This window comes from Burkholderia sp. LK4, from assembly GCF_001043615.1.
GTDB lineage: Bacteria > Pseudomonadota > Gammaproteobacteria > Burkholderiales > Burkholderiaceae > Burkholderia > Burkholderia cepacia.
In genome coordinates, this window is sequence record NZ_LDUL01000063.1 from 33,515 (window position 1) to 57,899 (window position 24,385).

Annotated in this window: 24 protein-coding genes; 3 read left to right on the forward strand and 21 right to left on the reverse strand. The window is 66.3% G+C overall.

Features of this window, described 5'->3' with window-relative positions:
* Positions 1–5 precede the first annotated feature (5 nt).
* From rnc to VK92_RS28550, 17 genes are all read right to left on the reverse strand, one after another.
* Positions 6–1,253, reverse strand: a complete 1,248-nt coding sequence (gene rnc / locus VK92_RS42080; protein WP_048022974.1) for a ribonuclease III — start codon at positions 1,251–1,253, stop codon at positions 6–8.
* Positions 1,254–1,406: 153 nt separating this feature from the next.
* The gene (lepB, locus tag VK92_RS28475; protein WP_027788005.1) at positions 1,407–2,300 is read right to left on the reverse strand and encodes a signal peptidase I; all 894 of its coding nucleotides are present in this window, start codon (positions 2,298–2,300) and stop codon (positions 1,407–1,409) included.
* 16 nt (positions 2,301–2,316) lie between these two features.
* Entirely contained in the window at positions 2,317–4,110 is a 1,794-nt protein-coding gene (lepA, locus tag VK92_RS28480) for a translation elongation factor 4 (protein WP_021159691.1), read from the reverse strand.
* A gap of 199 nt (positions 4,111–4,309) precedes the next feature.
* Positions 4,310–4,546 (reverse strand): glutaredoxin family protein, encoded by a 237-nt coding sequence (locus VK92_RS28485; RefSeq protein ID WP_027788006.1) that lies wholly within the window; start codon positions 4,544–4,546, stop codon positions 4,310–4,312.
* 7 nt (positions 4,547–4,553) lie between these two features.
* Positions 4,554–6,056: a DegQ family serine endoprotease gene (locus VK92_RS28490; protein WP_021159693.1), complete on the reverse strand. Its 1,503-nt coding sequence runs from the start codon at positions 6,054–6,056 to the stop codon at positions 4,554–4,556.
* A 16-nt stretch (positions 6,057–6,072) separates the two neighbouring features.
* A complete protein-coding gene (locus VK92_RS28495; protein ID WP_021159694.1) occupies positions 6,073–7,125 on the reverse strand; it encodes a MucB/RseB C-terminal domain-containing protein in 1,053 nt (350 codons plus the stop codon).
* A 5-nt stretch (positions 7,126–7,130) separates the two neighbouring features.
* Positions 7,131–7,748, reverse strand: a complete 618-nt coding sequence (locus tag VK92_RS28500) for a sigma-E factor negative regulatory protein (protein WP_027788009.1) — start codon at positions 7,746–7,748, stop codon at positions 7,131–7,133.
* An 86-nt stretch (positions 7,749–7,834) separates the two neighbouring features.
* A complete protein-coding gene (gene rpoE / locus VK92_RS28505) occupies positions 7,835–8,434 on the reverse strand; it encodes an RNA polymerase sigma factor RpoE (protein WP_006490873.1) in 600 nt (199 codons plus the stop codon).
* Between the two features lie 91 nt (positions 8,435–8,525).
* Entirely contained in the window at positions 8,526–8,990 is a 465-nt protein-coding gene (locus tag VK92_RS28510; protein ID WP_048022972.1) for a hypothetical protein, read from the reverse strand.
* A gap of 12 nt (positions 8,991–9,002) precedes the next feature.
* The gene (gene fabF / locus VK92_RS28515; protein ID WP_031400020.1) at positions 9,003–10,235 is read right to left on the reverse strand and encodes a beta-ketoacyl-ACP synthase II; all 1,233 of its coding nucleotides are present in this window, start codon (positions 10,233–10,235) and stop codon (positions 9,003–9,005) included.
* A 167-nt stretch (positions 10,236–10,402) separates the two neighbouring features.
* Positions 10,403–10,642 carry an acyl carrier protein gene (gene acpP / locus VK92_RS28520; protein WP_004197638.1) on the reverse strand — a complete coding sequence of 80 codons (240 nt, stop codon included), beginning with the start codon at positions 10,640–10,642 and terminating at the stop codon, positions 10,403–10,405.
* 144 nt (positions 10,643–10,786) lie between these two features.
* Positions 10,787–11,536 (reverse strand): 3-oxoacyl-ACP reductase FabG, encoded by a 750-nt coding sequence (gene fabG / locus VK92_RS28525; RefSeq protein WP_006476504.1) that lies wholly within the window; start codon positions 11,534–11,536, stop codon positions 10,787–10,789.
* A gap of 36 nt (positions 11,537–11,572) precedes the next feature.
* Positions 11,573–12,505, reverse strand: a complete 933-nt coding sequence (gene fabD, locus VK92_RS28530; protein WP_042975162.1) for an ACP S-malonyltransferase — start codon at positions 12,503–12,505, stop codon at positions 11,573–11,575.
* Between the two features lie 83 nt (positions 12,506–12,588).
* Positions 12,589–13,578 carry a beta-ketoacyl-ACP synthase III gene (locus VK92_RS28535; protein ID WP_048022966.1) on the reverse strand — a complete coding sequence of 330 codons (990 nt, stop codon included), beginning with the start codon at positions 13,576–13,578 and terminating at the stop codon, positions 12,589–12,591.
* Positions 13,579–14,685: a phosphate acyltransferase PlsX gene (plsX, locus tag VK92_RS28540; protein ID WP_042975164.1), complete on the reverse strand. Its 1,107-nt coding sequence runs from the start codon at positions 14,683–14,685 to the stop codon at positions 13,579–13,581. It abuts the gene before it with no gap.
* A gap of 129 nt (positions 14,686–14,814) precedes the next feature.
* On the reverse strand, positions 14,815–14,994 hold the full coding sequence (gene rpmF / locus VK92_RS28545; protein WP_006051932.1) for a 50S ribosomal protein L32: 180 nt from the start codon (positions 14,992–14,994) through the stop codon (positions 14,815–14,817).
* A gap of 98 nt (positions 14,995–15,092) precedes the next feature.
* A complete protein-coding gene (locus VK92_RS28550; RefSeq protein ID WP_021159702.1) occupies positions 15,093–15,731 on the reverse strand; it encodes a DUF177 domain-containing protein in 639 nt (212 codons plus the stop codon).
* A gap of 221 nt (positions 15,732–15,952) precedes the next feature.
* On the opposite strand from VK92_RS28550, the gene VK92_RS28555 reads away from it, so the two are divergent.
* Positions 15,953–16,585: a Maf-like protein gene (locus VK92_RS28555; RefSeq protein WP_048022964.1), complete on the forward strand. Its 633-nt coding sequence runs from the start codon at positions 15,953–15,955 to the stop codon at positions 16,583–16,585.
* Positions 16,582–17,304, forward strand: a complete 723-nt coding sequence (locus tag VK92_RS28560) for an SAM-dependent methyltransferase (RefSeq protein ID WP_027788014.1) — start codon at positions 16,582–16,584, stop codon at positions 17,302–17,304. The genes VK92_RS28555 and VK92_RS28560 overlap by 4 nt, the downstream gene beginning before the upstream one ends.
* A 61-nt stretch (positions 17,305–17,365) precedes the next feature.
* On the opposite strand, the gene VK92_RS28565 is transcribed toward VK92_RS28560, so the two are convergent.
* The 4 genes from VK92_RS28565 to VK92_RS28580 are packed head-to-tail and all read right to left on the reverse strand — an operon-like array spanning position 17,366 to position 20,444.
* Complete coding sequence (locus VK92_RS28565) at positions 17,366–18,358, reverse strand: S49 family peptidase (protein ID WP_048022963.1); 993 nt, start codon at positions 18,356–18,358, stop codon at positions 17,366–17,368.
* 12 nt (positions 18,359–18,370) lie between these two features.
* Positions 18,371–18,772 (reverse strand): Rieske (2Fe-2S) protein, encoded by a 402-nt coding sequence (locus VK92_RS28570; protein ID WP_048022961.1) that lies wholly within the window; start codon positions 18,770–18,772, stop codon positions 18,371–18,373.
* Positions 18,769–19,428 (reverse strand): HAD-IA family hydrolase, encoded by a 660-nt coding sequence (locus VK92_RS28575; RefSeq protein ID WP_027788016.1) that lies wholly within the window; start codon positions 19,426–19,428, stop codon positions 18,769–18,771. Before VK92_RS28575 ends, VK92_RS28570 begins: the two co-directional genes overlap by 4 nt.
* Positions 19,429–19,439: 11 nt before the next feature.
* Positions 19,440–20,444 (reverse strand): RluA family pseudouridine synthase, encoded by a 1,005-nt coding sequence (locus VK92_RS28580; RefSeq protein WP_048022960.1) that lies wholly within the window; start codon positions 20,442–20,444, stop codon positions 19,440–19,442.
* Between the two features lie 721 nt (positions 20,445–21,165).
* Here VK92_RS28580 and VK92_RS28585 point away from each other — a divergent pair.
* Positions 21,166–24,300, forward strand: a complete 3,135-nt coding sequence (locus VK92_RS28585) for an Rne/Rng family ribonuclease (RefSeq protein ID WP_048022958.1) — start codon at positions 21,166–21,168, stop codon at positions 24,298–24,300.
* Positions 24,301–24,385: the final 85 nt, after the last annotated feature.

Sequence of the window (24,385 nt, forward strand, 5' to 3'; positions counted from 1 at the left end):
GCAATTCAGTGGTCGGCATCGGCCACGCGCGCCTGCGCGGCAGCGAGGCTCACGCCGCCCGGCGGCGTCTCGGAATCCGGTGCCGCCGTATCGCGCGTGCGCGCAGCCGTGCGCGAAGCGGAGTCGGTACCGGCGGAAGTCTTGTCGGCGGACGCGGGGGCCGGATCGGCGGCCTGGGCAGCCGGCTTGTCGGCTCCGCGTGCGGCGGGCACGGCTTCGGCGGGTTTCTCCGCGGCCTTGTCGGGTCGCTCGGCCGGCTTCTCTGCCGGCTTTTCGGCAGCCTTGTCGACCGCCGGCTTCGCCGCCCGTTCACCCTTCTCGGCGGCTGCGTCGACATGCGCCGCGCGAATCGCGGCCATCGGCGCCGCGGCCGGCTCATTACCGGTCGCCGCGGTTGCCGCGGTTGCCGCGGGAGCCGCACCGGCCGCCCTCGCCTCGCGCGCCGCCGCGCGTTCCTTGCGCTCCGGCGAGCGCAGGTCGAGCGCTTCCTGCACACCCTTCACGCCCGGCACGATTTCGGGTTCGACATGCTTCGACCCGCGCGCGTTTTTCGAGCGCTTCGGCTTGGCGGCCAGCATCGGCGCGGCCGCCATCACCTCGTCGAGCGCCTTCTTCGCGGCGGCCTGCTCGGCCGCGCGCCGGCTCGCACCGGAGCCCGACACCTTCACGTCGAGCTTCGGCACCGTGCATTCGACTTCGAATTGCTGATTGTGCGCCGCACCATGCGTGGCGACCACCGTGTAAGTCGGCAGCGCGATCTTGTGCCCCTGCAGGTATTCCTGCAGCAGCGTCTTCGCGTCCTTGCCGAGCGTGCGCGGATCGATGTGGTCGAGAATCGGGATATAGAGGCGCTTGATGACCCCTTGGGCGGCTTCGAAGCCGCCATCGAGGAACACGGCCCCGATGATGGCTTCGAACGCGTCCGCGAGGATCGACGGGCGGCGGAACCCGCCGCTGCGCAACTCCCCCTCGCCAAGCCGCAGCCCGTCCGAGATATTCAGGGCCTGAGCAATTTCGTACAGCGACTGCTGTTTGACGAGGTTGGCGCGTACGCGCGACAGGTCGCCTTCGTCCAGCTTGCTGAAACGCTGGAACAAAAGGGCAGCCACCGCGCAATTCAGAACGGAATCGCCGAGAAACTCGAGCCGTTCGTTGTGCGTGGCACTGTGACTGCGATGGGTCAAAGCCTGGCGCAACAATTCCGCATTGCGAAATTCGTAGCGCAGCCGGCTTTCCAACTGGGATAAGGGCATGTGCAGGAGTATAACGCGGGCGCCGGTCGGGCCGAAACGGCACGGCCGGACGCGAAAAGGCGTGACGAGGCGGTGTTACCGCCGGTTCTTAAAGTAGTTCGGCAATACGCGACGCGGCCCGTGCGTCGCGTATTGCGAGTGACCCGGATGCGATCAGTTGAAGGAACCGATGCGCTTGAGGTCGCTGAAGTTCATCCAGATGAAGAACGCGCGGCCGACGATGTTCTGGTCCGGCACGAAACCCCAGTAGCGGCTGTCCGCACTGTTGTCGCGGTTGTCGCCCATCATGAAGTAGTGACCGGGCGGCACCTTGCAGATCACGCCGCGGCTGTTGTACGTGCAGTTGTCGCGAAACGGATAGTCGTATGCGCCCATCACGAACGGCGGCACGGCCGGGTTGTTGAGGATCGCGTTCTTCTTGTTGCCGATCGTTTCCTCGAACTGCTTCGCGTAATTCTGGCGCTCGTCGTCGAAGAAATCGGGCAGCGGCGTTTCGGGCACCGGCTGGCCGTTGATCGTGAGCTGCTTGTCCTGGTATGCGACGGTATCGCCCGGCAGGCCGATCACGCGCTTGATGTAGTCGACCGACTCGTCCTTCGGATAGCGGAACACGACGACGTCGCCGCGCGACAGCGGGCTGCCCTGCGTGATCTTCGTGTTCGTCACCGGCAGGCGCAGCCCGTATTCGAACTTGTTGACGAGGATGAAGTCGCCGACGAGCAGCGTCGGCACCATCGAGCCCGACGGAATCTTGAACGGTTCGACGACGAACGAACGCACGACGAACACCGCCAGGATCACCGGGAAGAAGCTCGCGGTGTACTCGAGCCACCACGGCTGGCGCAGCTTTTCGTCGCGCAGCTTCGAACGCGTCTGCACCGCGTTTTCATCCGCGAAACGCTTGTCGATGCGCGACTGCTGGCGATCGAACTCCTCGATCGCCGAGTCGGCCGCCTTGCGTCGCTGCGGCAGGAACACCAGTTTGTCCAGCACCCACGCTACGCCCGTCAAGATGACGAGCACAAAAAGAATCAGCGCAAAATTCATAAAAGGAACAGTCCTGTTATTTGTCTTCGACGCGCAAGATCGCAAGGAACGCTTCCTGCGGGATCTCGACCGAACCCACCTGCTTCATCCGTTTCTTGCCTTCCTTCTGCTTTTCGAGCAGTTTCTTCTTTCGCGTGATGTCGCCGCCGTAGCACTTCGCAAGCACGTTCTTGCGCAGCGCCTTGATGTTCTCGCGCGCGACGATGTGCGCGCCGATCGCGGCCTGGATCGCCACGTCGTACATCTGGCGCGGGATGATCTCGCGCATCTTCGCGGCCACTTCGCGGCCGCGGTATTGCGACTGCGAGCGGTGCACGATGATCGACAGCGCATCGACCTTGTCGCCGTTGATCAGCATGTCGACCTTCACGACGTCCGACGAACGGTATTCCTTGAACTCGTAGTCCATCGACGCGTAGCCGCGCGACACCGACTTCAGGCGATCGAAGAAGTCGAGCACGATCTCGGCCATCGGGATCTCATACGTAAGCTGCACCTGGCGGCCGTGATACTGCATGTTGATCTGCGAGCCGCGCTTCTGCTCGCACAGCGTGATCACCGAGCCCACGTAGTCCTGCGGCATGTACAGGTTCACGGTGACGATCGGCTCGCGCACCTCGGCAATGCGGCCGGGCTCCGGCATCTTCGCCGGGTTCTCGACCATGATCGTCGAGCCGTCGCTCTGCACGACCTCGTAGACGACCGTCGGTGCGGTCGTGATGAGATCCATGTCGAACTCGCGCTCGAGCCGCTCCTGCACGATTTCCATGTGCAGCAGCCCGAGGAAGCCGCAGCGGAAACCGAAACCGAGCGCCTGCGACACTTCCGGCTCGTACTGCAGCGACGCGTCGTTCAGCTTCAGCTTCTCGAGCGATTCGCGCAGCGCGTCGTACTGGTTCGCTTCAACCGGATACAGCCCCGCGAACACCTGCGGCTTCACTTCCTTGAAGCCCGGCAGCGGCTCGGCGGCAGCCTTGGTCGCATGCGTGACGGTATCGCCGACCTTCGCGGCCGTCAGTTCCTTGATGCCGGCGATGATGAAGCCGACCTGCCCGGCCGACAGCGATTCGAGATTGCGCGATTTCGGCGTGAACACGCCGACGTGCTCGACCGGATACTGCGCGCCGGTCGCCATCATCTTGATCTTGTCCTTCGGACGCAGCGTGCCGTTGACGATGCGCACCAGCATCACGACACCGACGTAGTTGTCGAACCACGAGTCGATGATCAGCGCCTGCAGCGGCGCGGCCGGATCGCCCTTCGGCGGCGGCACCTTCGCGATCAGCGCTTCGAGGACGTCCTCGACGCCGAGCCCCGTCTTCGCGCTACAGCGCGTCGCGTCGGTCGCGTCGATGCCGATCACGTCCTCGATCTCCTCGATCGCGTTCTCGGGGTTCGCGGCCGGCAGGTCGATCTTGTTCAGCACGGGAACGACCTCGACGCCGAGCTCGATCGCCGTATAGCAGTTCGCGACCGTCTGCGCCTCGACGCCCTGGCTCGCATCGACGACCAGCAGCGCGCCTTCGCACGCGGACAGCGAACGGCTGACTTCGTACGAGAAGTCGACGTGCCCCGGCGTGTCGATCAGGTTCAGGTTGTAGACCTTGCCGTCGCGCGCGCGATAGGACAGCGCGGCTGTCTGCGCCTTGATCGTGATGCCGCGCTCGCGCTCGATATCCATCGAGTCGAGCACCTGCGCTTCCATTTCACGGTCGGCGAGGCCGCCGCATACCTGGATGATGCGATCCGCGAGCGTCGACTTGCCATGGTCGATGTGCGCGATGATCGAGAAATTGCGAATATGATCCATTCAGTGCCGATCAAGCGAAAAAGGCGCGCTCGACGACCGCTGAGCACGCCTTGTGTAAGTCGGTGAAAAAACGGCTTATTTTAGCCGAAAAGGCCTTCGCCGGGCGGTATTTCCAACGCCGGCCCGCGCGGCACCCTGCCGGGGCCACCCGCCGGGCATAGCCCGGTACCAGGCGCCGCCGCAAGGCAGCAGCCCGGCTTCAGCGCCGGGCCGCGAGCGCGTCGTGCACCTTCGCGGCGTCGAACCGGTGGCGGCACACTTCCGCACCGTCCAGCAACAGCACGGGCACGTCCTCGTCGTAGCGGGCGACGAGTGCCGCATCGGTATCGATGTCGATGTAATCGACCGCAACGCCGAATTCGGCCGCCACCGGCGCCAGTGCGTCGCGCATGTCGTCGCACAGGTGGCACCAGCCGCGGCCGTAGAGCGTGAACATCGGCGCGTTATTTCTGGCGCGGCCGCACGGGCACGAACTGCGTGTTGTCGCCGCGCCGCACGAGTACCGCGACCGCCTTCTGCGGATCGAGCTGCGCGGTCACTTCGGCGAACTGCTTCGCGTTCGTGATGTCGGTGTCGCCGACACGCAGCACGATGTCGCCGCGCTGCAGGCCCGCACGGGCGGCCGGGCCGTCGACACCATCGATCTGCACGCCGTTCTTCAGCTTCAGCGTCTTCATCTGCTCCGCCGTCAGGTCGCTGACCGTCAGACCGAGCGAGTTGGCCTGGCGCGGCTTCTGCGGCGCGTTCTTGCGCTGCTCGGCCTTCGCCGTCGATTCGGCCGGCGTTTCCGCGATCGTGATCGGCAGATCGCGTGCCTGACCCTTGCGCCACACGCTGACCGTCGCCTTCGTGCCCGGCTTCGTGTCGCCGACCATGCGCGGCAGATCCGACGCCGTGTCGACCGAACGGCCATTGAACTTCAGGATAATGTCGCCCGGCTGGATGCCCGCCTTGTCGGCCGGCCCGCCCGGCTCGACGCTGCTGACGAGCGCGCCCTCCGCCTTCGGCAGCCCGATCGAATCGGCCACGTCCTTCGTCACTTCGCCGATCGCCACCGCGATCCGGCCGCGCGTGACCTTGCCCGTCGCCTTCAGCTGGTCGGCCACGCGCATCGCCTCGTCGATCGGAATCGCGAACGAGATGCCCATGAAGCCGCCGGTACGGCTGTAGATCTGCGAGTTGATGCCGATCACTTCGCCCTGCATGTTGATCAGCGGGCCGCCCGAGTTGCCGGGGTTCACGGCGACGTCGGTCTGGATGAACGGCAGGTAGTCGCCCGTGTTGCGGCTCTTCGAGCTGACGATGCCGGCCGTCACCGTGTTGTCGAGGCCGAACGGCGAACCGATCGCGACGACCCACTCGCCGACACGCACCTTGTTCGAATCGCCGATCGCGACGACCGGCAGGTTCGACGCCTGGATCTTGACGACCGCGACGTCCGTGCGATCGTCGACGCCGATCAGCTTCGCCTTGAATTCGCGCTTGTCGGTCAGCGTCACGTAGATGGTGTCCGCATCGTCGACGACGTGCGCATTGGTCATCACGTAACCGTCGGCCGACACGATGAAACCCGAGCCGACGCCGCGATTCTGTTCGGTGTCGGGGGGATTGTCCGGCGCCGGCGCGTTCTTCGGGTTACCGCCGCCATTGCCGCCACCGTTGCCAGGCGCCTGCGGCAGCGGAATGCCGAAGAAGCGCCGGAAGAATTCCGACATGTCGCCGTTGTCGAAGCCCGGCGGGAGCATCCCGCGCGGGCCGCTGCTCGTCGGCACGTTGGCGGTGGTCCGGATGTTCACGACGGCCGGCCCGACCTTTTCGACCAGATCGGCGAAGTCGGGCAGGCTGGCAGCGGGAGCCGTCACCGCGACCGCGGTATGTGGCACGAGCGGCAGGCAGGCAGACAGCGCCGCCGCCGCGAGCCATTTGCGCAGCGTGAGTTTCATCATGTCGGAAGCCGTAGCGTTACTTGGAAGCCTTGTATTCTATGGCAGACGCGAACTGCTGCAACGTCGCCGGCGGCACTTCGCCGAGCACGGTGATCCAGTAGTCGCCGCGGCGCTTCACGAGAACGTTCGTTGCACCGGTGCTGCCCGCGCCTTCCTTGCGCGTATTCTTTTCGGCCGGCTCGATGAAAACCGAGATCGTCGCGAGACCATCGGTGAAGACGGCCTGATCGACCGGAATCGGCGGCTCACCCGCGTCGCGCGCGGCCATCGGCCGGCGCACTTCGCGAATCTTCTGGAAACCGGCAACACTCGGTGCGAGTTGCCAGCCCTGTGCTTCCATGTCGACCGTCGCGACCGGCGGGCGTACGACCGTCCAGCCGCTCAGGTTGCGCATGCCGGCCGCGATCGCGGCCTTGTCGCCGCTTGCGCCGCCCGTCTGCAATTGCGAGAAAGCGATCTGCTCGAGCACATGATCGTTCGCGTCGAGCGTCTGCGAACGCAGCAGCAGCCCCGTGCGCGCGTCGGCCCACAGCTTGTACGTGAAGCGGTATGCGTCCTTCGGCACGAGTTCGACGACCTGCGCGTCGATCCCCGCGACGCGATCCTTGCCGAGCGACTTCGCGTCGTAGACGGACATCACGTGCTCGCCGCTCGCGCCGAGCAGCGCGGGGAACGAGTCGCGCGTCTGACGGCGCTCGACCACGCACAGCTTGCGCTCGGGTACGAACGTGTACAGCTCGTCGTTGTGGCGCAGCAGCTTGCGCGGCTTGCCGTCGAGCGTCTCGATGCGCTCGAACTCGCCGTCGCGGGACGCGACGTGCGCAATGCGCGACGACTGCACATACCCGCCGCGCTGATAGACGAACGTGCCTTCGTAGCTCTGCTGCTGCGCCGCTTGCTGGACGCGGTCGAGCCAGTCCGCGGCACCCTTGCGGGTCGCGACGGGATCGTCCGGTTGCTGGGCGCTGGCAGGAAGGGATTGAACGGACAACAGGGCGGCTGCGCAAAGCAGGAGGGCCGGCAGCCGCTTCCATCCGGAGATGGCTTGATTCAACTGCAATGTCCGCATCGGGTTTATTGGCCTGGCGTGGTGGTCACGGCAGCGCGGATCAGCGGCATCGAACCCGTGACGACGGGCTGCTGCGCGAATTGCTGGTGCGCTTCAAGGTATTGGTCGAGGCTGGCGTCGCGGATGATGTTGACGTCCTGCAGCCCCGGCTGGGCCGATGCCTGCGCAACCGTCACGCGCTGCAGGTTGCCGCCTTGCGGCGCACCGGCCGACGCGACCTGGACGGCGCCCGGGGCACCGGCCGTCTGCATTTGCGGGACGACGATCCACGTCAGCGTGGCCGCCGCGGCGGCAACCGCGAACGCGGGCACGACGCGCCGGCGCAGCGACAGCAGCTTGCGCGCGACCGGCGCGGCCGCCGGCGCGAGCAGGTGCGGCTCGCTTTCGAGCGCAGCCGACATGCGCGCGGTGAACGCGACGCTCAGCGCGGGCGACAGCGCCAGTTCGTCCGAGCGCAGCGCATCGCCGATCAGGTGGTAATGGGCCCACGCAGCGCGATCCGCGCGGTTGAGCTCAGCCAGAAACTGCCCGTTGTCCGGGCCATCGAACATTTCGCCGTCGACCAGCGCGGAAAGGCGCTCGCCGCGCGAGCACGCTTGCGACTGCGTATTGACCGACCCCATGATGCTCCCCATCTTGCACACCCCGTCGTGACTTCACGACTCTAACCGTAACTAGACCCCGACCCGCGTCGCTCCGCCTGTCGCGCTTACCAGCGCTTGCCTTCGGGCGTATCGAGCAGCGGACGCAATTTGGCAGCGATTGCCTCGCGTGCACGGAAGATCCGCGACCGGACCGTCCCGATCGGACAGCCCATCATTTCCGCGATCTCTTCGTAGCTCAGGCCCTCGATCTCGCGCAGCGTAATTGCCTGGCGCAGTTCCTCGGGCAGCAGAGCCATGGCAGCGTTGACCGTCTCGGCAATCTGCTTGCTCATCAACATCGACTCAGGCGTGTTGATATCCCTTAGTTGGTCTGCGTCGGAGAAAGTTTCCGCTTCCTCCGCATCGGCCTCGGTCGAGGTCGGCGCCCGGCGGCCTTGCGTCGCAAGGTAGTTCTTCGCCGTGTTGACGGCAATTCGGTACAACCACGTATAGAACGCCGATTCGCCGCGGAATTGCGGCAGCGCACGATACGCCTTGATGAACGCGTCCTGGGCCACATCCTCGACCTCGGCGGGATCACGCACGAGGCGCGAGATCAGCCGAATGATCTTGCGGTGGTATTTGGAGACCAGGAGTTCGAACGCCGCCTTGTCGCCCTTCTGTACGCGTTCGACCAGAGCCTGATCGATTTCTTTTTCACTCACCTGACAAATCCGTTAACTAGGGATGCAACGCGGAGCGTCATTGTAACGTTCCCGCGCCGGACGCTGGTTACGGTACGTAACCGCGCCGCCGTCATGCCCGCCCCACCGCGCCCGCCGTCTTCGCCAGCACGGAAAGCGCGCTGAACGATGCGGCGTCGAGCGCATCGGCCGGAATCAGCAGCGGCCGGGCTCGCCGGGCACCCTGCCCGACCGACAGCACCAGCAGCAGGCTGCTCCAGTGCGCATGCCCCGTCACGCGGCCACGGGCCAGCAGGCGCCCGGTGCGGCCGAACGCCGCGATTTCCCCGAACGCGTCGATCCGCAGCTCGGCCGGCAGCCGGCGGGCACAGGCCCGTGCGGCGCATACGGCCAGCAGCGCGGCCGTCACGGCCGACACGCATGCGCCCGCGGCGGCGCCTGCGCGCGGCGCCCAGAACAGGTAGGCCGACGCGGCGGCCGACGCGACGAACGCGGCCAGCACGACATATGACACGGCCGAGGCCCGCAACGCAAAGCGCTGCGGACGCCCGGCCGGCGCATCGAATGGACTCGTCAAGTGACTGCGGCGTCAGACGCGCTTGAACACCAGCGTGCCGTTGGTACCGCCGAAGCCGAAGTTGTTCTTCACGGCCACGTCGATCTTCATGTCACGTGCGGTGTTCGCGCAGTAATCGAGATCGCACTCGGGGTCCTGGTTGAAGATGTTGATGGTCGGCGGCGACACGTTGTTGTGCAGCGCGAGCACCGTGAACACCGACTCGAGGCCGCCCGCGCCGCCCAGCAGGTGGCCCGTCATCGACTTCGTCGAGTTCACGACGATCTTGTACGCATGCTCTCCGAAGGCCGCCTTCACCGCGTCGGATTCGTTCTTGTCGCCCAGCGGCGTCGACGTGCCATGCGCGTTCAGGTACTGGACCTCGTCCGCGTTCACGCCGGCGTCGCGCAGTGCCGCGACCATGCAGCGGCGCGGGCCGTCCATGTTCGGCGCGGTCATGTGGTACGCATCGCCCGTCATGCCGAAACCCGAGACTTCCGCGTAGATCTTCGCACCGCGTGCCTTCGCCGCTTCGTATTCCTCGAGCACCATCACGCCCGCACCTTCGCCCAGCACGAAGCCGTCGCGGTCCTTGTCCCACGGTCGGGACGCGGTGGCCGGATCGTCGTTGCGGGTCGACAGCGCACGCGCTGCCGCGAAACCGCCGATGCCGAGCGGCGACACCGTCGATTCGGCGCCGCCCGCGACCATCACGTCGGCGTCGCCGGCCTGGATCAGGCGCGCCGCGAGGCCGATGCTGTGCAGGCCGGTCGTGCAGGCCGTGACGGCCGCGAGGTTCGGGCCCTTCAGGCCGAACATGATGCTCAGGTGACCCGAGATCATGTTGATGATCGAACCCGGCACGAAGAACGGCGAAATCCGGCGCGCGCCGCGATCGACGTAGGTCTGGTGCGTATCTTCGATCATCGGCAGGCCGCCGATGCCGGAACCGACCAGCACGCCGATGCGTTCGGCATTGGCTTCGTTCACTTCCAGCCCGCTGTCCTTGATGGCCTGGACGCCGGCGGCGATGCCGTAATGGATGAACGTATCCATGTTCCGGGCTTCCTTCGCCGGGATGTACTCCTCGGCGCTGAACCCCTTCACTTCGCCCGCGAAATGGACGGCGAGGTTCGACGGGTCGAACTTCGTGACGGTGGCAATGCCGGACTTGCCGGCGACGAGATTGGCCCAGCCGTCGGCAACATTATTGCCAACAGGCGAAATCAGCCCCAGGCCTGTAACAACAACACGACGGCGGCTCACGGTAACCTCTTTTCCATTATTGGATGACAAAAACAAAAGCCACAGTGGCCACAGGAACCAGCCCTGCGAGCCCTGTGGCTGTTAGTCCGTCCGGCGCGAGGCCGGCAGGATGGCGCGTCAATCGCGAAGATCGCGGCGACGTGGCGGACAAGCGCGAAAGGCGCCTGTTACGCCTTGACGTTTGCGCGAGCGTAGTCGATCGCTTGCTGAACGGTCGTGATCTTCTCTGCTTCTTCGTCCGGGATTTCCATGCCGAACTCGTCTTCGAGAGCCATCACCAGTTCGACGGTGTCGAGCGAGTCGGCGCCCAGGTCGTTCACGAACGAAGCTTCGTTCTTGATCTCGGCTTCCGCGACGCCCAGTTGTTCAGCGACGATCTTCTTGACACGTTGTTCGATGTTGTCCATTACCCCTCCGAGGGAAAGTTCAGATTTACAAGTGCGCGCATTTTATCAGGTTTGCTGACGCCAAAACGCGCGTTGGCTTGATGGTCGATCAAGCGCCGATCCGCCTGAAAAACGGGATACGGCGCGGATGGTAAACGAAAATCGTTACGACATGTACATGCCGCCGTTCACGTGCAGCGTCGTACCGGTGATGTAACCGGCCTGCGGCGATGCGAGGAACGCGACGGCGTGGGCAATGTCTTCCGGGCTGCCGAGGCGGCCGAGCGGAATCTGGGTCTTGAGCGCGGCCTGCTGTTCTTCCGGCAGCGTCTTCGTCATGTCGGTGTCGATGAAGCCGGGCGCCACGCAGTTCACGGTGATGCCGCGGCTGCCGATTTCACGTGCGAGCGCACGGGTCATGCCCGCGACGCCCGCCTTCGCGGCTGCATAGTTGACCTGACCCGGGTTACCGGCCGAGCCGACCACCGACGTGATGTTGATGATGCGGCCGCCACGCGCCTTCATCATCGGGCGCAGCACCGCGCGCGACAGGCGGAATACCGACTTCAGGTTGGTGTCGATCACCGCGTCCCAGTCTTCGTCCTTCATCCGCATCGCGAGCTGGTCCTGCGTGATGCCCGCGTTGTTGACGAGCACGTTCAGCGCGCCGAATTCCTTCACCGTCGCGTCGATCAGCGCCTCGGCGGCTGCCGCGTCGTTGACGTTCAGCACCGCACCGCGACCCGTGACGCCCGCTTCCGCGAACGCCGCGGTGATCGCAGCGGCGCCCGACTCACTCGTCGCCGTGCCGATCACCGTCGCGCCCAGGCGCGCGAGTTCGAGCGCGATCGAACGGCCGATGCCGCGCGATGCGCCGGTAACGATCGCAACCTGTTTATCGAGAGTCTTGTCCATGAATCGAATATCCGTCTCTTGAGAAAAGGCGCCGCGTCAGGCGGTCACCAGCTTGAGCGCTTCGTCGAGCGACGCCGGATCGAACACCGACGCACCCGTCAGGTTGCCGTCGATGCGCTTCGTCAGGCCGGCGAGCACCTTGCCCGGACCGCATTCGATCACGTGCGTGACGCCCGTGCCTGCGATGTGCTGCACGCACTCGACCCAGCGCACCGGGCCCGCGGCCTGGCGCACCAGCGCGTCCTTGATCGCGGCCGGATCGCTGACCACGGCGACGTCGATGTTGTTGACGACCGGAATCTGCGGCGCCTTCACGTCGACGTTCGCGAGGTAGTCGCGCAACTGATCCGACGCCGGCTTGAGCAGCGACGAATGGAACGGCGCCGACACCGGCAGCGGCAGCGCGCGCTTCGCGCCCTTCGCCTTCGCGATCTCGCAGGCCTTTTCGACCGCGGCCTTGTTGCCTGCGATAACGACCTGCGCAGGTGCATTGAAGTTCACTGCCTCGACGACACCCGCTTCCGCGGCTTCCGCGCATACCGCACGCACCGTGTCGTCATCGAGACCCAGGATCGCGGCCATGCCGCCCTGGCCGACCGGCACGGCCGTCTGCATCGCCTGCGCGCGAAAACGCACGAGCGGCACGGCATCCTTGAACGCGAGCGCGCCGGCAGCGACGAGCGCCGTGTATTCGCCGAGGCTGTGTCCGGCGACGATCGACGGCGCCGGGCCACCCGCCTGCTGCCACGCGCGATAGCACGCGTAGGCCGCGGTCAGCATCACGGGCTGCGTGTTGGCGGTGAGGTTCAGCTCTTCGGCCGGGCCTTCGGCGATCAGCTTGCCGAGATCCTGATTGAGTGCATCGGACGCTTCCTGGAGCGTCTCGCGCACGACGGCCAGATCGGCGAATGCGTTGAGCATGCCGACCGCCTGCGAGCCCTGCCCCGGAAATACGAATGCAAATTTCATATCGTCCCCAATTGAATCGATTCGGACGGCGCGCACGAATGGCGCGCCGGTGGGATCCGCGCGCAGCAGTCGCGCGCCGCGGATCAGTAGCGGAAGACCGACGCGCCCCAGGTGAAGCCGCCGCCGACGCCTTCGATCAGCACGTGCTGGCCGCGCTGGATGCGACCGTCGCGCACCGCGGCGTCGAGCGCCAGCGGAATCGACGCGGCCGACGTGTTGCCGTGCTGGTCGACCGTCACGACCATGCGCTCCTGCGGCAGGCCGAGCTTGCGGCAGGTGCTGGTCATGATGCGGATGTTGGCCTGGTGCGGAATCAGCCAGTCGATCTGCTCGGGCGCGAGATTCGCCTTCGCGAGCGCTTCGATCGCGACCTTTTCGAGCACGTTGACCGCGAGCTTGAACACGGCCTGCCCGTCCATGTGCAGGAACGCGCTGCCGTCGATCACGCCGCGATTGACGTTGCCCGGCGTGCACAGGATGTTCGAGTAGCTGCCGTCCGCGTGCAGCGCGCTGCCGAGCACGCCCGGCTCTTCCGACGCGGACAGGATCACCGCGCCCGCGCCGTCGCCGAACAGCACGCAGGTCGTGCGGTCCTTGAAGTCGAGAATGCGCGAGAACGTCTCCGCCCCCACCACGAGCGCGGTGCGGTGCTGGCCGCTGCGGATGAAGCTGTCGGCGGTCGCCATCGCGTACGCGAAGCCCGAACACACGGCCTGTACGTCGAAGGCCGCGCCGCCGTTCTTGATGCCGAGCTTGTTCTGCAGCAGGCACGCGGTGCTCGGGAACACGAAATCGGGGGTCGAAGTCGCGACGATGATCAGGTCGATCGACTGCGGATCGATGCCGGCGGCCTCGATCGCGCGACGCGACGCCTCGAGCGCGAGGTCGCTGGTCGTGACGTCCGGTGCGGCGAAATGGCGCGCATGGATGCCCGTGCGCGCAACGATCCATTCATCGCTCGTCTCGATGCCTTCCGTCGCAAGTCGATCGGTCAACTGCTGGTTCGTGACGCGGTCGGGCGGCAGGTAGCTGCCCGTGCCGAGCACGCGGGAATAGAGAGTCGATTGGGCCATTTATGCTTTAGAGGATTGCGCAGCGGAAGGTTCGGCGTGATGGCCTGCGGCGGGGCTTGCATGGCCCGCGCCGCCCGCGTTGTGTTCGCCGTCGCCGAGCGACACCGAATTATCCGCCATCGCACGCGTGAGGCGCTCCAGCACGCCGTTTTTGACGGCATCATACCCGCGTTTGATTGCCCACTCAAACGCGTAGGCATCGGCCGAACCATGGCTCTTGATCACGAGGCTCTTCAGCCCCAGCAGCGCCGCGCCGTTGTACTGGCGGTGATCGACGCGCTTCTTGAAACGCATCAGGACAGGCAGCGCGAGCAGCGCCATCAGCTTCGACATCAGCGAACGGCCGAACTCCTCGCGGATGATGTCCGACAGCATCTGCGCGAGCCCTTCGGACGTCTTCAGCGCGACGTTGCCGACGAAGCCGTCGCACACGATCACGTCGACCGTGCCCTTGTAGATGTCGTTGCCTTCCACGTTGCCGCGGAAATTGAGCGTGCTGGCGCGCAGCAGTTCGCCTGCGCGCTTGATCGTCTCGTTGCCCTTGATGACCTCTTCGCCGATGTTCAGCAGGCCGATCGTCGGGCGCTCCTTGCCTTCGAGCGCGGCCACGAGCGCGTGCCCCATTTCCGCGAACTGCAGCAGGTGCTGCGGTTCGCAGTCGACGTTCGCGCCGAGGTCCAGCATCATCGTGTAGCCGGTCGGGTTCGGCAGCGCGAACGCGATCGCGGGCCGCTCGATGCCGGGCAGCGTCTTGAGTACGTAACGGGAAACGGCCATCAGCGCGCCGGTATTGCCGGCGGAGATGCAGGCCTGCGCCGCGCCTTCCTTGACGTGGTTGAGTGCGACGCGCATCGAAGAATCCTTCTTCTTGCGCAGCGCCACTTCGACAGGATCGTCCATCGCCACGACTTCGGTGGCGGGAACGATGGTCAGCGCGGGATCGTCGAGGGCTTTCAGCTTTTTCAGCTGAGCGCGGATCGCGCTTTCGATGCCGACGAGCATCAGGTGCGCATCGGGATGCGCGCGGACGAACTTGACTGCCGCGGGAACGGTCACGGACGGGCCGTGGTCGCCTCCCATGCAATCGATTGTGAGCTTTACGGTCATGGAATGCGACGAATTTCAGGCACAAAAAAGCGGCAGTTGAATGCCGCCTTTTTGTTGAGCCAGGAAAGTGTCAAGCGAACCAGTTGTCACGCGAACGGCAAACGTAGCGCGCAACGCGTGACTTGACGCTTAGTCGTTCTTCGTCTTGACGACTTTCTTGCCGCGGTAGTAGCCGTTCGGGCTGACGTGGTGACGCAGGTGCACTTCACCCGTGCTCGGCTCGACTGCCAGCGGCGCTGCCGTCAGGAAATCGTGCGAACGATGCATGCCGCGCTTCGACGGCGACTTCTTGTTTTGCTGGACTGCCATGACTAACTCCTAAATAATTTTCCGGATTCTAACACAGCCCGATCCGGCGCTTAACTACCCTGGCCCAAAGCCTTTACGCCTTCCCGCGCCACAACTGCTTAGTGTTTCTTGGTGCCGTCACCGCCCTTCTTCAGCGCTTCCAGCGCTGCGAACGGATTCGGCCGTTTGCCTTCGTCCCCGGCTTCGTCGGACTCCTCGTCCGTCTCTTCCGCGGGACCGCTCGCACCCGACACGAGGCTTTCGTGAACTGCCGGGCAAACCTCGTGCTTGGGCACGAGCGGCAACGAAAGCAGCAATTCCTCTTCGATCAAGTCGACGAGATCGAACTGGCGTGAGCCCACGATCACATCGGCTTCATCGTCGTCGAGCGGAAATTCTTCAGCTTCTTCTTCGGTCGCGACGACCCGGTACGTCATGTCGACGTCGAACGTCTGGTCGTACGGGGTCATGCAGCGCTGGCACGTGAGCCACGCATGACCGTGCACCGCGAGGCGCAGATACGGCTGCTGCCCGTCGGCGCCGTCGTCCTGCAACTCCTTCTGGGTGAACCCTTCCGCCTGCCATGTGAAGACCGTGTCGCGATCTGGCGCGTCCGCAGGCACTTCGTTTAACATGCGCGGCAGTTGCGAGAGGTGCACCGCGCCTGCTGCCTGCCGCCCGCTGCGGGCGAACTCGAACAGGTCGACTGCATGCGGATCAAGTGGCGCCGCAGCAGGTTTGCCAGAAGAAGTGTTCATGTGCGCTCCTGCCTACAGGCTGACTTGCGGATCCGACTTGGTGCCGCTCGCGTACGGGTGACCGTACTTTACTTCCGAAGACCCGGCAGGCGCCACCACAACGGAAGCCTGCCGACGAAAAGCGGGAAAGCATACCTGTTTTACCTTTTGCAGTCAATCACTTAAGCTTGCGTCCGCAGCAACGCTGCGCAACACCCGACGACTCACCGATCCCACCGACCATGCCGGATACCGTTTGCCGCCCGCCGCGGCTGATTCTTGCCTCCAGTTCACGCTACCGCCGCGCGCTCCTCGAGCGCCTCGGCATCCCCTTCGACGTCGTGTCGCCCGACCTCGACGAAACCCCGCACGACGGCGAGACGCCGGCCGCGACCGCACTGCGCCTTGCAGGCGCGAAAGCGCGCGCCGTCGCCGCGACGATCGACGCGCCCGACGGCGTGCTCGTGATCGGGTCCGACCAGGTCGCGACCTTCGACGGGCTCCAGATCGGCAAGCCCGGCACGCATGAGCGCGCGCTCGCGCAACTCGTGTCGATGCAGGGCCGCGAAGTCGAATTCCACAGCGCGCTCTGCCTGTATGACAGCCGCACGGGCGAAGCGCAGGTCGAGGACGTCGTCACGCGCGTGCGTTTCCGCTCGCTGCCCGAGGCCGAACTCGATGCGTACCTGCGCGCGGAAACGCCGTACGACGTCGCCGGCAGCGCCAAGTCGGAAGGGCTCGGCATCGCGCTGCTCGACGCGATCGACTCGAACGACCCGACGGCACTCGTCGGCCTGCCGCTGGTCGCGCTCACACGGATGCTGCGCGCCGCCGAATATCCACTGTTTGCAACCACCCGTGGAGACCGCGCATGACGGCCGGCACGCTCTATCTCGTTCCGAACACGCTCGGCGAAGGCGACGAATCGATGCTCGCGGCGGTCCTGCCCGCGGCCGTGCAGGCACGCGCCGGCACGCTCGGCTATTACATCGGCGAGAACGCGAAGACGACGCGCGCGTTTCTGAAGAAGATCGGCACGACGCGCCCGATCCAGGAAATCGAGATCAGCGAACTGAACGTCAACACGCCGGCCGGCCAGATCGACCGGCTGCTCGCACCCGTGCTGGCCGGCGCGGATGCCGGTCTCGTATCCGAAGCCGGCTGCCCGGCCGTCGCCGATCCCGGCGCCTTGCTGGTGCGCCGCGCACACGAGCGCGGCGTGAAGGTCGTGCCGCTCGTCGGGCCGAGCTCGATCCTGCTCGCGCTGATGGCATCGGGCCTGAACGGCCAGAGCTTCGCGTTCAACGGCTACCTGCCGGTCGACGCGGCCGCGCGCGCGAAACGCCTGCGCGAACTCGAGCAGCTGTCACGCAAGGCGCGCCAGACGCAGATCTTCATCGAAACGCCGTACCGGAATCAGGCGATGCTCGACACGCTCGTCGCGACCTGCGCACCGTCCACGCAGATCTGCGTCGCGGCCGACCTGACCCTCGCGACCGAGACGATCGCGAGCCGCACCGTAACGGACTGGAAAAAGGCGCCTGCGCCGAATCTGCACAAGCGCCCTGCGATCTTCCTGCTGCTGGCGAACTGAAGCCGCGACCGGTGGCTGCCCGGCAGCCGATCGGCGGGCCATCGCGGCCCGCCCGCTTCCGTCAGCGCAGGCTGACCGCCGCGCCGCCGGCCGTCAGCGCCTTCATCGCGGCGCCGCCGACGGCCGCGCCGAACTTGCGCGCGACGCGGTTCGTCAGGCTTTCCTTCACCGTATAGTCGACGAGATCGGGCGCCTTCAGCACGTCGCGCGCGACCGTGTCGGTCGTGCCGAAGCCGTCGGCGAGCCCGAGCTCGACGCTCTTCTCGCCGGTCCAGAACAGGCCCGAGAACATGTCGGGCGTCTCGTGCAGCCGCTTGCCGCGGCCATCCTTCACTGCCTTGATGAACTGCGCGTGCACCTGGTCGAGCAACGCCTGCGCGTGCGCGTCCATCTTCGGCGTCTCCGGCGAGAACGGATCGTAGAAGCCCTTGTTTTCACCTGACGTATGCAGGCGCCGCTCGACGCCGAGCTTGCCCATCAGGCCGGTAAAGCCGAACCCGTCCATCAGCACGCCGATCGACCCGACGATGCTCGCCTTGTCGACGAAGATCTTGTCGGCCGCGGACGCGATGTAATAGCCTCCCGATGCGCACATGTCGGTCACGACGACGTACAGCGGCTTGTCCGGATGCTTCGCACGCAGCCGCCGGATCTCGTCGTAGACCATCCCGGCCTGCACCGGGCTGCCGCCCGGGCTGTTGATCCGCAGCACGACGCCGGCCGTACCGTCGTCGTCGAACGCGGCGTCGAGCGCCGTGTTGATGTCGTCGGCGTTCGCGTTGACGCCGGCGGCGATCTCGCCGTCGATCGTCACGAGCGCCGTATGCCGCCCGCTCGCCGAGAACTTCGCATCGCTCGAGAAATCGATCAGCGCGAACGCAAGCAGCACGAACACGCCGAGGAACGCGAAGCGGAAGAAGATCTTCCAGCGCCGTGCCGCGCGCTGCTCCTTGACGGCCGCAAGCGCGATCCGCTCGAGCGCCGCACGCTCCCAGTTCGGTTCACGGCTGTCGGGACGGGAGGAGGATTCCGGGGAATTCGGTTGGTCGGCCATGCGGTATTGTCGTCAGTCGGTCTTGGCGGAAACGGCGGGACGCAGGTCGGCGTCGGGCACCCAGAATACCGCACGCCCGTCGGCCGTGTCGCGCTCGTCGACCTCGACCGGCCGCAGCCGGCCGCCGCGGCACGGGCCGCCGACGCACTTGCCGGTGTTCGGCTCGTAGATCGCGCCATGCGTCGCGCACATCAGGTAGAGGCCCGACGATTCGAAGAACTGGCCTTCGGCCCAGTCGAGCTCCATCGGCACATGCGCGCAGCGGTTCAGGTAACCGTATGCGCGCCCCTCGTAGCGCACGAAGAACACGACGGCCTGCTCGCCGCGCAGCGTCGCGTCGACGCGCACGCCGGCACCGCCGTCGGCCAGGGCATCCGATGCACACACGCGCATCGCATCCGGCGCCGCGCTCATGCGTGCTCCCGCAACCACGCGGCCAGCGCCTCGACGTCCGGCGCGACGAAGCGCGGCGTGAGCGCAGCCAGCGCATCGGCCGTGTGCGCACCGTATGCGACACCGACGCCGGCTGCCCCGGCACTCGCGGCCATCTGCAGGTCGTGCGTCGTGTCGCCGATCATCACGGTGCGGGAAAGATCCTGCCCCAGTTCCCGGGACAACTCGTGCAGCATCGCCGGATGGGGTTTCGAGAAAGTCTCGTCCGCGCAGCGCGTCGCATCGAACAGGCTCGTCAGCTTCGACTGGTCGAGCACGCGATTCAACCCGACCCGGCCCTTGCCGGTTGCCACGGCGAGCAGATAACCGGTGTCGCGCAGCTCGGCGAGCAGTTCGCGCACGCCGGCGAACAGCTCGATGCGCTGGTCGTCGAGCAGATAATGATAGCGGTAGCGCTCGGCGAGCCGCGAATAGTCGGACGGATCGAGGGTCGGAGCGGTAATCTGCAGCGCGTCGCGCAGGCCGAGGCCGATCACGTAGCGCGACGCCTCGTCGGACGGCGTGGGCAGGCCGAGATCGCGGCATGCGGCCTGGATGCTGTGCGCGATGTGCGCAGTCGAATCCATCAGCGTGCCGTCCCAGTCGAAGACGATCAGGTCAAATTGCTGTCGAGCCATGCGGTTCAGGTTCAGGCGGTATCGCGCAATGCGCTGAGTTGGTCGAGGAAGCGCCGGCATTCGTCCGGCAACGGCGCGTCGAACTGCAGCGCCTCGCCGGTCAGCGGGTGGGCGAGCTTCAGCCGGTGCGCATGCAGGAACATCCGTTTCAGCGACGGCTGCGCATTCGCGCGCGCCAGCGCCTTGTTCAGTGCGAAATCGCCATACTTGGCGTCGCCGGCGATCGGCAGGCCGAGATGCGCGAGGTGCACCCGAATCTGATGGGTCCGACCCGTTTTGAGTTCCGCTTCGACGAGAGCGTAGTCCGGCCAGCGGTCGACGAGGTTGAACACCGTATGCGACGGCAGCCCGTCGTCCTGCACCCGCACGCGGCGCTCCCCTTCCGGGGTCGAATACTTGAACAGCGGTGCCTTCACCGCGCGGCGCCGGCCCCAGTCGGGCTGCCATTCGCCGTGCGCGCACGCGAAGTAGCGCTTGTCCATCCGGTTCTCGCGAATCTGCTCGTGCAGGCCGACGAGCGCCGTGCGCTTCTTCGCGAGCATCAGGATCCCGGACGTCTCGCGGTCAAGCCGGTGCACGAGTTCGAGGAACTTCGCGCGCGGGCGCGCCTGGCGCATCTGCTCGATCACGCCGAACGCGACGCCGCTGCCACCATGGACCGCGACCCCCGCCGGCTTGTCGATGACGAGCATCGCGTCGTCCTCGTACAGCACGTGGAAATTCGCGGGCGGCACGACGGGCGTGTCGGCGCGCGCGAGGTCGGCCGCCGCGACGCGCACCGGCGGCACGCGGACGAGGTCGCCCAGTTCGAGGCGGTACTGCGCGTCGATCCGGCCCTTGTTCACACGCACTTCGCCGCTGCGCAGGATCCGGTAAATATGGCTTTTGGGCACGCCTTTACAGACGCGCAACAGGAAGTTGTCGATCCGCTGACCGGCCGAGTTTTCGTCGATCTCGATCATCGATACCTGGCCGCTTGCGACCGAATTCTGGGATATTTTGCCTAACTCATTCATACTGAATATAATTTTGCCCAGCCTGACGTTGTGGGTGGCCTGATCGGCCGGCCCCGGCTGAATCGGGCAAGGCGCAAGCGCAAACCGCTATTTTACTTGCGCCGGGGGTCCGCTGCTCGCCCCTAATCAAAGAGATGCAGCAAGTTGCACGCACGGCGCCGCCCGTCGGCAAGGATCGCGCCCACAGGCGGATTCGGTCGGCAAGGCGCCGCGGTAACGGAAAGTTGGTTGAAAAGAATTTGATCGGCAGCCCGACGGCGCGAAGTGCGTCCGCAAGCTGCCGGTTGCGAAAATTACGGCGTTGCGCCCGATTTGGTTCCGCGAAGCGTGCGGGACTTGGCGACGTCAAACCAGGGAAGTACACCCCAAGCGGGAAAGTCGGGCTGGATTCGATACTCCCCGCTGCGGCCCAAGCCGCAGCATCTGCCGCCCGTCGGCGCGCGCGACGCATTGCGCGCGCCCGTGGCAATGCCCGGACAGGCTTAGCGCGCTTTTGCAGCGTGCGGTGTGTGAACGCCGTGCTTTGAAGCCGTATTCGCAGGTGCCCTACGGCCGCCGGCCCCGTCTTTCGGGGCCCAAGCGCCTCTTCAGGCAATTCTCCCCGCCATCGTTCCCGCTCCAGCGTGCTTGTGACAACACAACAAGGTGCGGCCTGCCGTCGTTCCCGCCCTCGCGACTGACAACCGCGAGGCGCCGGCAGCGGAGCCGCCTGGAGCCGTTCATGAAACGCATGCTGTTCAATGCGACGCAGCAGGAGGAGCTGCGCGTCGCCATCGTCGATGGGCAGAAGCTCATCGACATCGACATCGAAACCGCCGGGCGCGAACAGCGCAAAGGCAATATCTACAAAGGTGTCATCACCCGCATCGAGCCGTCGCTCGAAGCGTGCTTCGTCAATTACGGCGAAGACCGCCACGGGTTCCTGCCGTTCAAGGAAGTCGCCCGCCAGTACTTCAAGGAAGGCATCGACATGCGCTCCGCGCGCATCCAGGATGCACTGCGCGAAGGCCAGGAACTGATCGTCCAGGTCGAGAAGGAAGAGCGCGGCAACAAGGGCGCCGCCCTCACCACCTTCATCTCGCTCGCCGGCCGCTACCTGGTGCTGATGCCGAACAACCCGCGCGGCGGCGGCGTGTCGCGCCGGATCGAAGGCGACGAGCGTCAGGAACTGCGCGAAACGATGGCGCAACTGCAGATTCCGGACGGCATGAGCATGATCGCCCGTACTGCGGGCATCGGCCGCAGCGCCGAGGAACTGCAGTGGGACCTGAACTACCTGCTGCAACTGTGGCGCGCGATCGAAGCGGCGTCGCAAAGCGGCAACGCCGGCCAGCCGATGCTGATCTACCTGGAATCGAGCCTCGTGATCCGCGCGATCCGGGACTATTTCCAGCCCGATATCGGCGAAATCCTGATCGATACGAACGAGATCCACGATCAGGCCCGCGCATTCATGGATATCGTGATGCCGGACAACGTCGCGAAGGTGAAGCGCTACCACGACGACGTGCCGCTGTTCTCCCGCTTCCAGATCGAGCACCAGATCGAGACCGCGTACTCGCGTACGGTGCCGCTGCCGTCGGGCGGCGCAATCGTGATCGACCACACCGAAGCGCTCGTCGCGATCGACGTGAACTCGGCGCGCGCGACCAAGGGCGCGGACATCGAGGAAACGGCGACCCGCACGAACCTCGAAGCGGCCGACGAAGTCGCCCGCCAGCTCCGCCTGCGCGACCTCGGCGGCCTGATCGTGATCGATTTCATCGACATGGAATCGGCGAAGAGCCAGCGCGAAGTCGAGCAGCGCCTGAAAGACGCGCTCAAGCATGACCGCGCGCGCGTCCAGATGGGCAAGATCTCCCGTTTCGGCCTGATGGAACTGTCGCGCCAGCGCCTGCGTCCGGCCCTGTCGGAAGGCAGCCATGTGACCTGCCCGCGTTGTAACGGCACCGGCCACATCCGCGATACCGAATCGTCCGCGCTGCAGGTCCTGCGGATCATTCAGGAAGAAGCGATGAAGGAAAACACCGCGGCGATCCACTGCCAGGTGCCGGTCGAGGTGACCGCCTTCCTGCTGAACGAAAAGCGTCAGGAAATCAACAAGATCGAGTCGCGCTTCAAGGTCGGCATCGTGCTGATCCCGAACAAGCACCTCGATACGCCGCACTACAAGCTCGAGCGCCTGCGTCACGACGACGCGCGCCTCGACGATCCGCGCGCGTCCTGGAAGATGGCCGAGGAAGCGGCCCGCGAGCTCGAGTCGGAAACCGGCTACAGCAAGCGTGCGGCGGAAGTGAAGCCGAAGCAGGAAGCCGCGGTCAAGGGCATCACGCCCGAGCGTCCGGCACCGAGCCCGGCACCGCAGCGTCCGGTCGAACCCGTTGCCGCGCCCGCGCCCGTCGCGCCGGCAAGCGGCGGTTTCATCGGCTGGCTGAAGGGCCTGTTCGGCGTGGCGCCGGCTCCGGCGCCCGCACCGGTCGCCCCGGCACCGGCGAAGGAGCAGGCAGCCCGTCCGGCTCGCGGCGAACGCGCCGAGAAGTCCGAGCAACGCGGCGAACGCGGCGGCGATCGCAACCGCAACCGTCGCGGCGGCACCCAGCAGGCACAAGGCGGACGCGACCAGGCTGCTGCAGGCCGCGGCCAGCAGCAACGCCAGGAGCGCGAAGGCAAGGAAGTGCGTGAAGCACGTGAGCCGCGCGAGAACCGCGAACCACGCGAGGGCCGTGAGCCGCGTGAAGGTCGCGAGATCCGCGAAGGCCGTGAGGGTCGCGAAGGTCGCGAGGGCCGTGGCCCGCGCGAAGGCCGCGAGCCGCGTGAAAGCCGCGAGCCGCGCGAGAACCGCGAACCGCGCGAGCGTGCCGAGCAGCCGGAAGGCGTCGAAGCCGCAAGCCGTGGCGAGCGCCAGGAACGTCGCGAGCGCGGCGAGCGCCGCAAGCCGACCCAGCATGCGGCTACGCTCGAAACGGTCAACCGTGGCGAAACCCATCCGGAACCGGAAGCCGACAAGGCCGTCGCCGAGGCCCTGCCCGGTGCCGAGCCGGCAGCCGACGCGGAAGCCGGCGCGCGTGATGGCGAGGAACGTCGCCGTCGCCGTCGCGGCCGCCGCGGCGGTCGCCGCGAGCGCGAGGAAGACGGCGCAGTCGTCGACCACGCCGAGCAAGGCGCAGATGGCGAAGCCGCCGTACAAGCCGTGACGCCGGAAGCACCGGCTGCTGCCGAACCGGCCCACACGGCCGCACCGGCAGTCGTCGTCGCCGCGGCTGCGGCAGGCGCCGTCGTCGCCGAAGCAGCGGTCGAGCACCACGCCGAACCGGTCGCGCCGGCCGCTGTCGAGCCGCAGCCGGCACCGGTACACGTCGAAGCGGCTCCGGTCGAACCGGCGGTTGTTGCCCACGCGGCAGAACCGGCTCCGGTCGCACCGGCCGTCGAAACGGAAGCCGGTCCGGCCCCGGTCGCGGTTTCGCCAACGGACGCATTCGAAGTGCCGGCAGCGCCTGCCGCGGTCGAAGCACCGCAGTCCGCGCCCGTCGAACAAGCCGCGCCGGCCGTGGCGATCGAAGCCGCTCCGGCGGCTGTCGAGCCGGCACCGGTCGAAGCTGCGCCGGTCGAGGCCGTCGCAGCACCGGCACCGGCACCGGTTTCCGCACAACCGGCAGCCGCGCCCGCTTCGGCGAGCCTGGATGTCGTGCTGGAGCAGGCCGGTCTCGTCTGGGTGAACACGGACGCCGACAAGTTCGCCGCCGCGCAGGAAGCCGCGTCGCGACTCCCGCGCCCGGCTCGCGTGCCGCGCGAACGCAAGGCACTGCCGCCGGTCGATACGGCCCCGATGCAGCAGGTCGAAACGACGCATCACTGACCGGCACATCGCCCGACCAGGAAAAGCCCGCCTCCGGCGGGCTTTTTCACGTCCGCGCTGCGGGTTTCCGCCCACCGGACCGGCC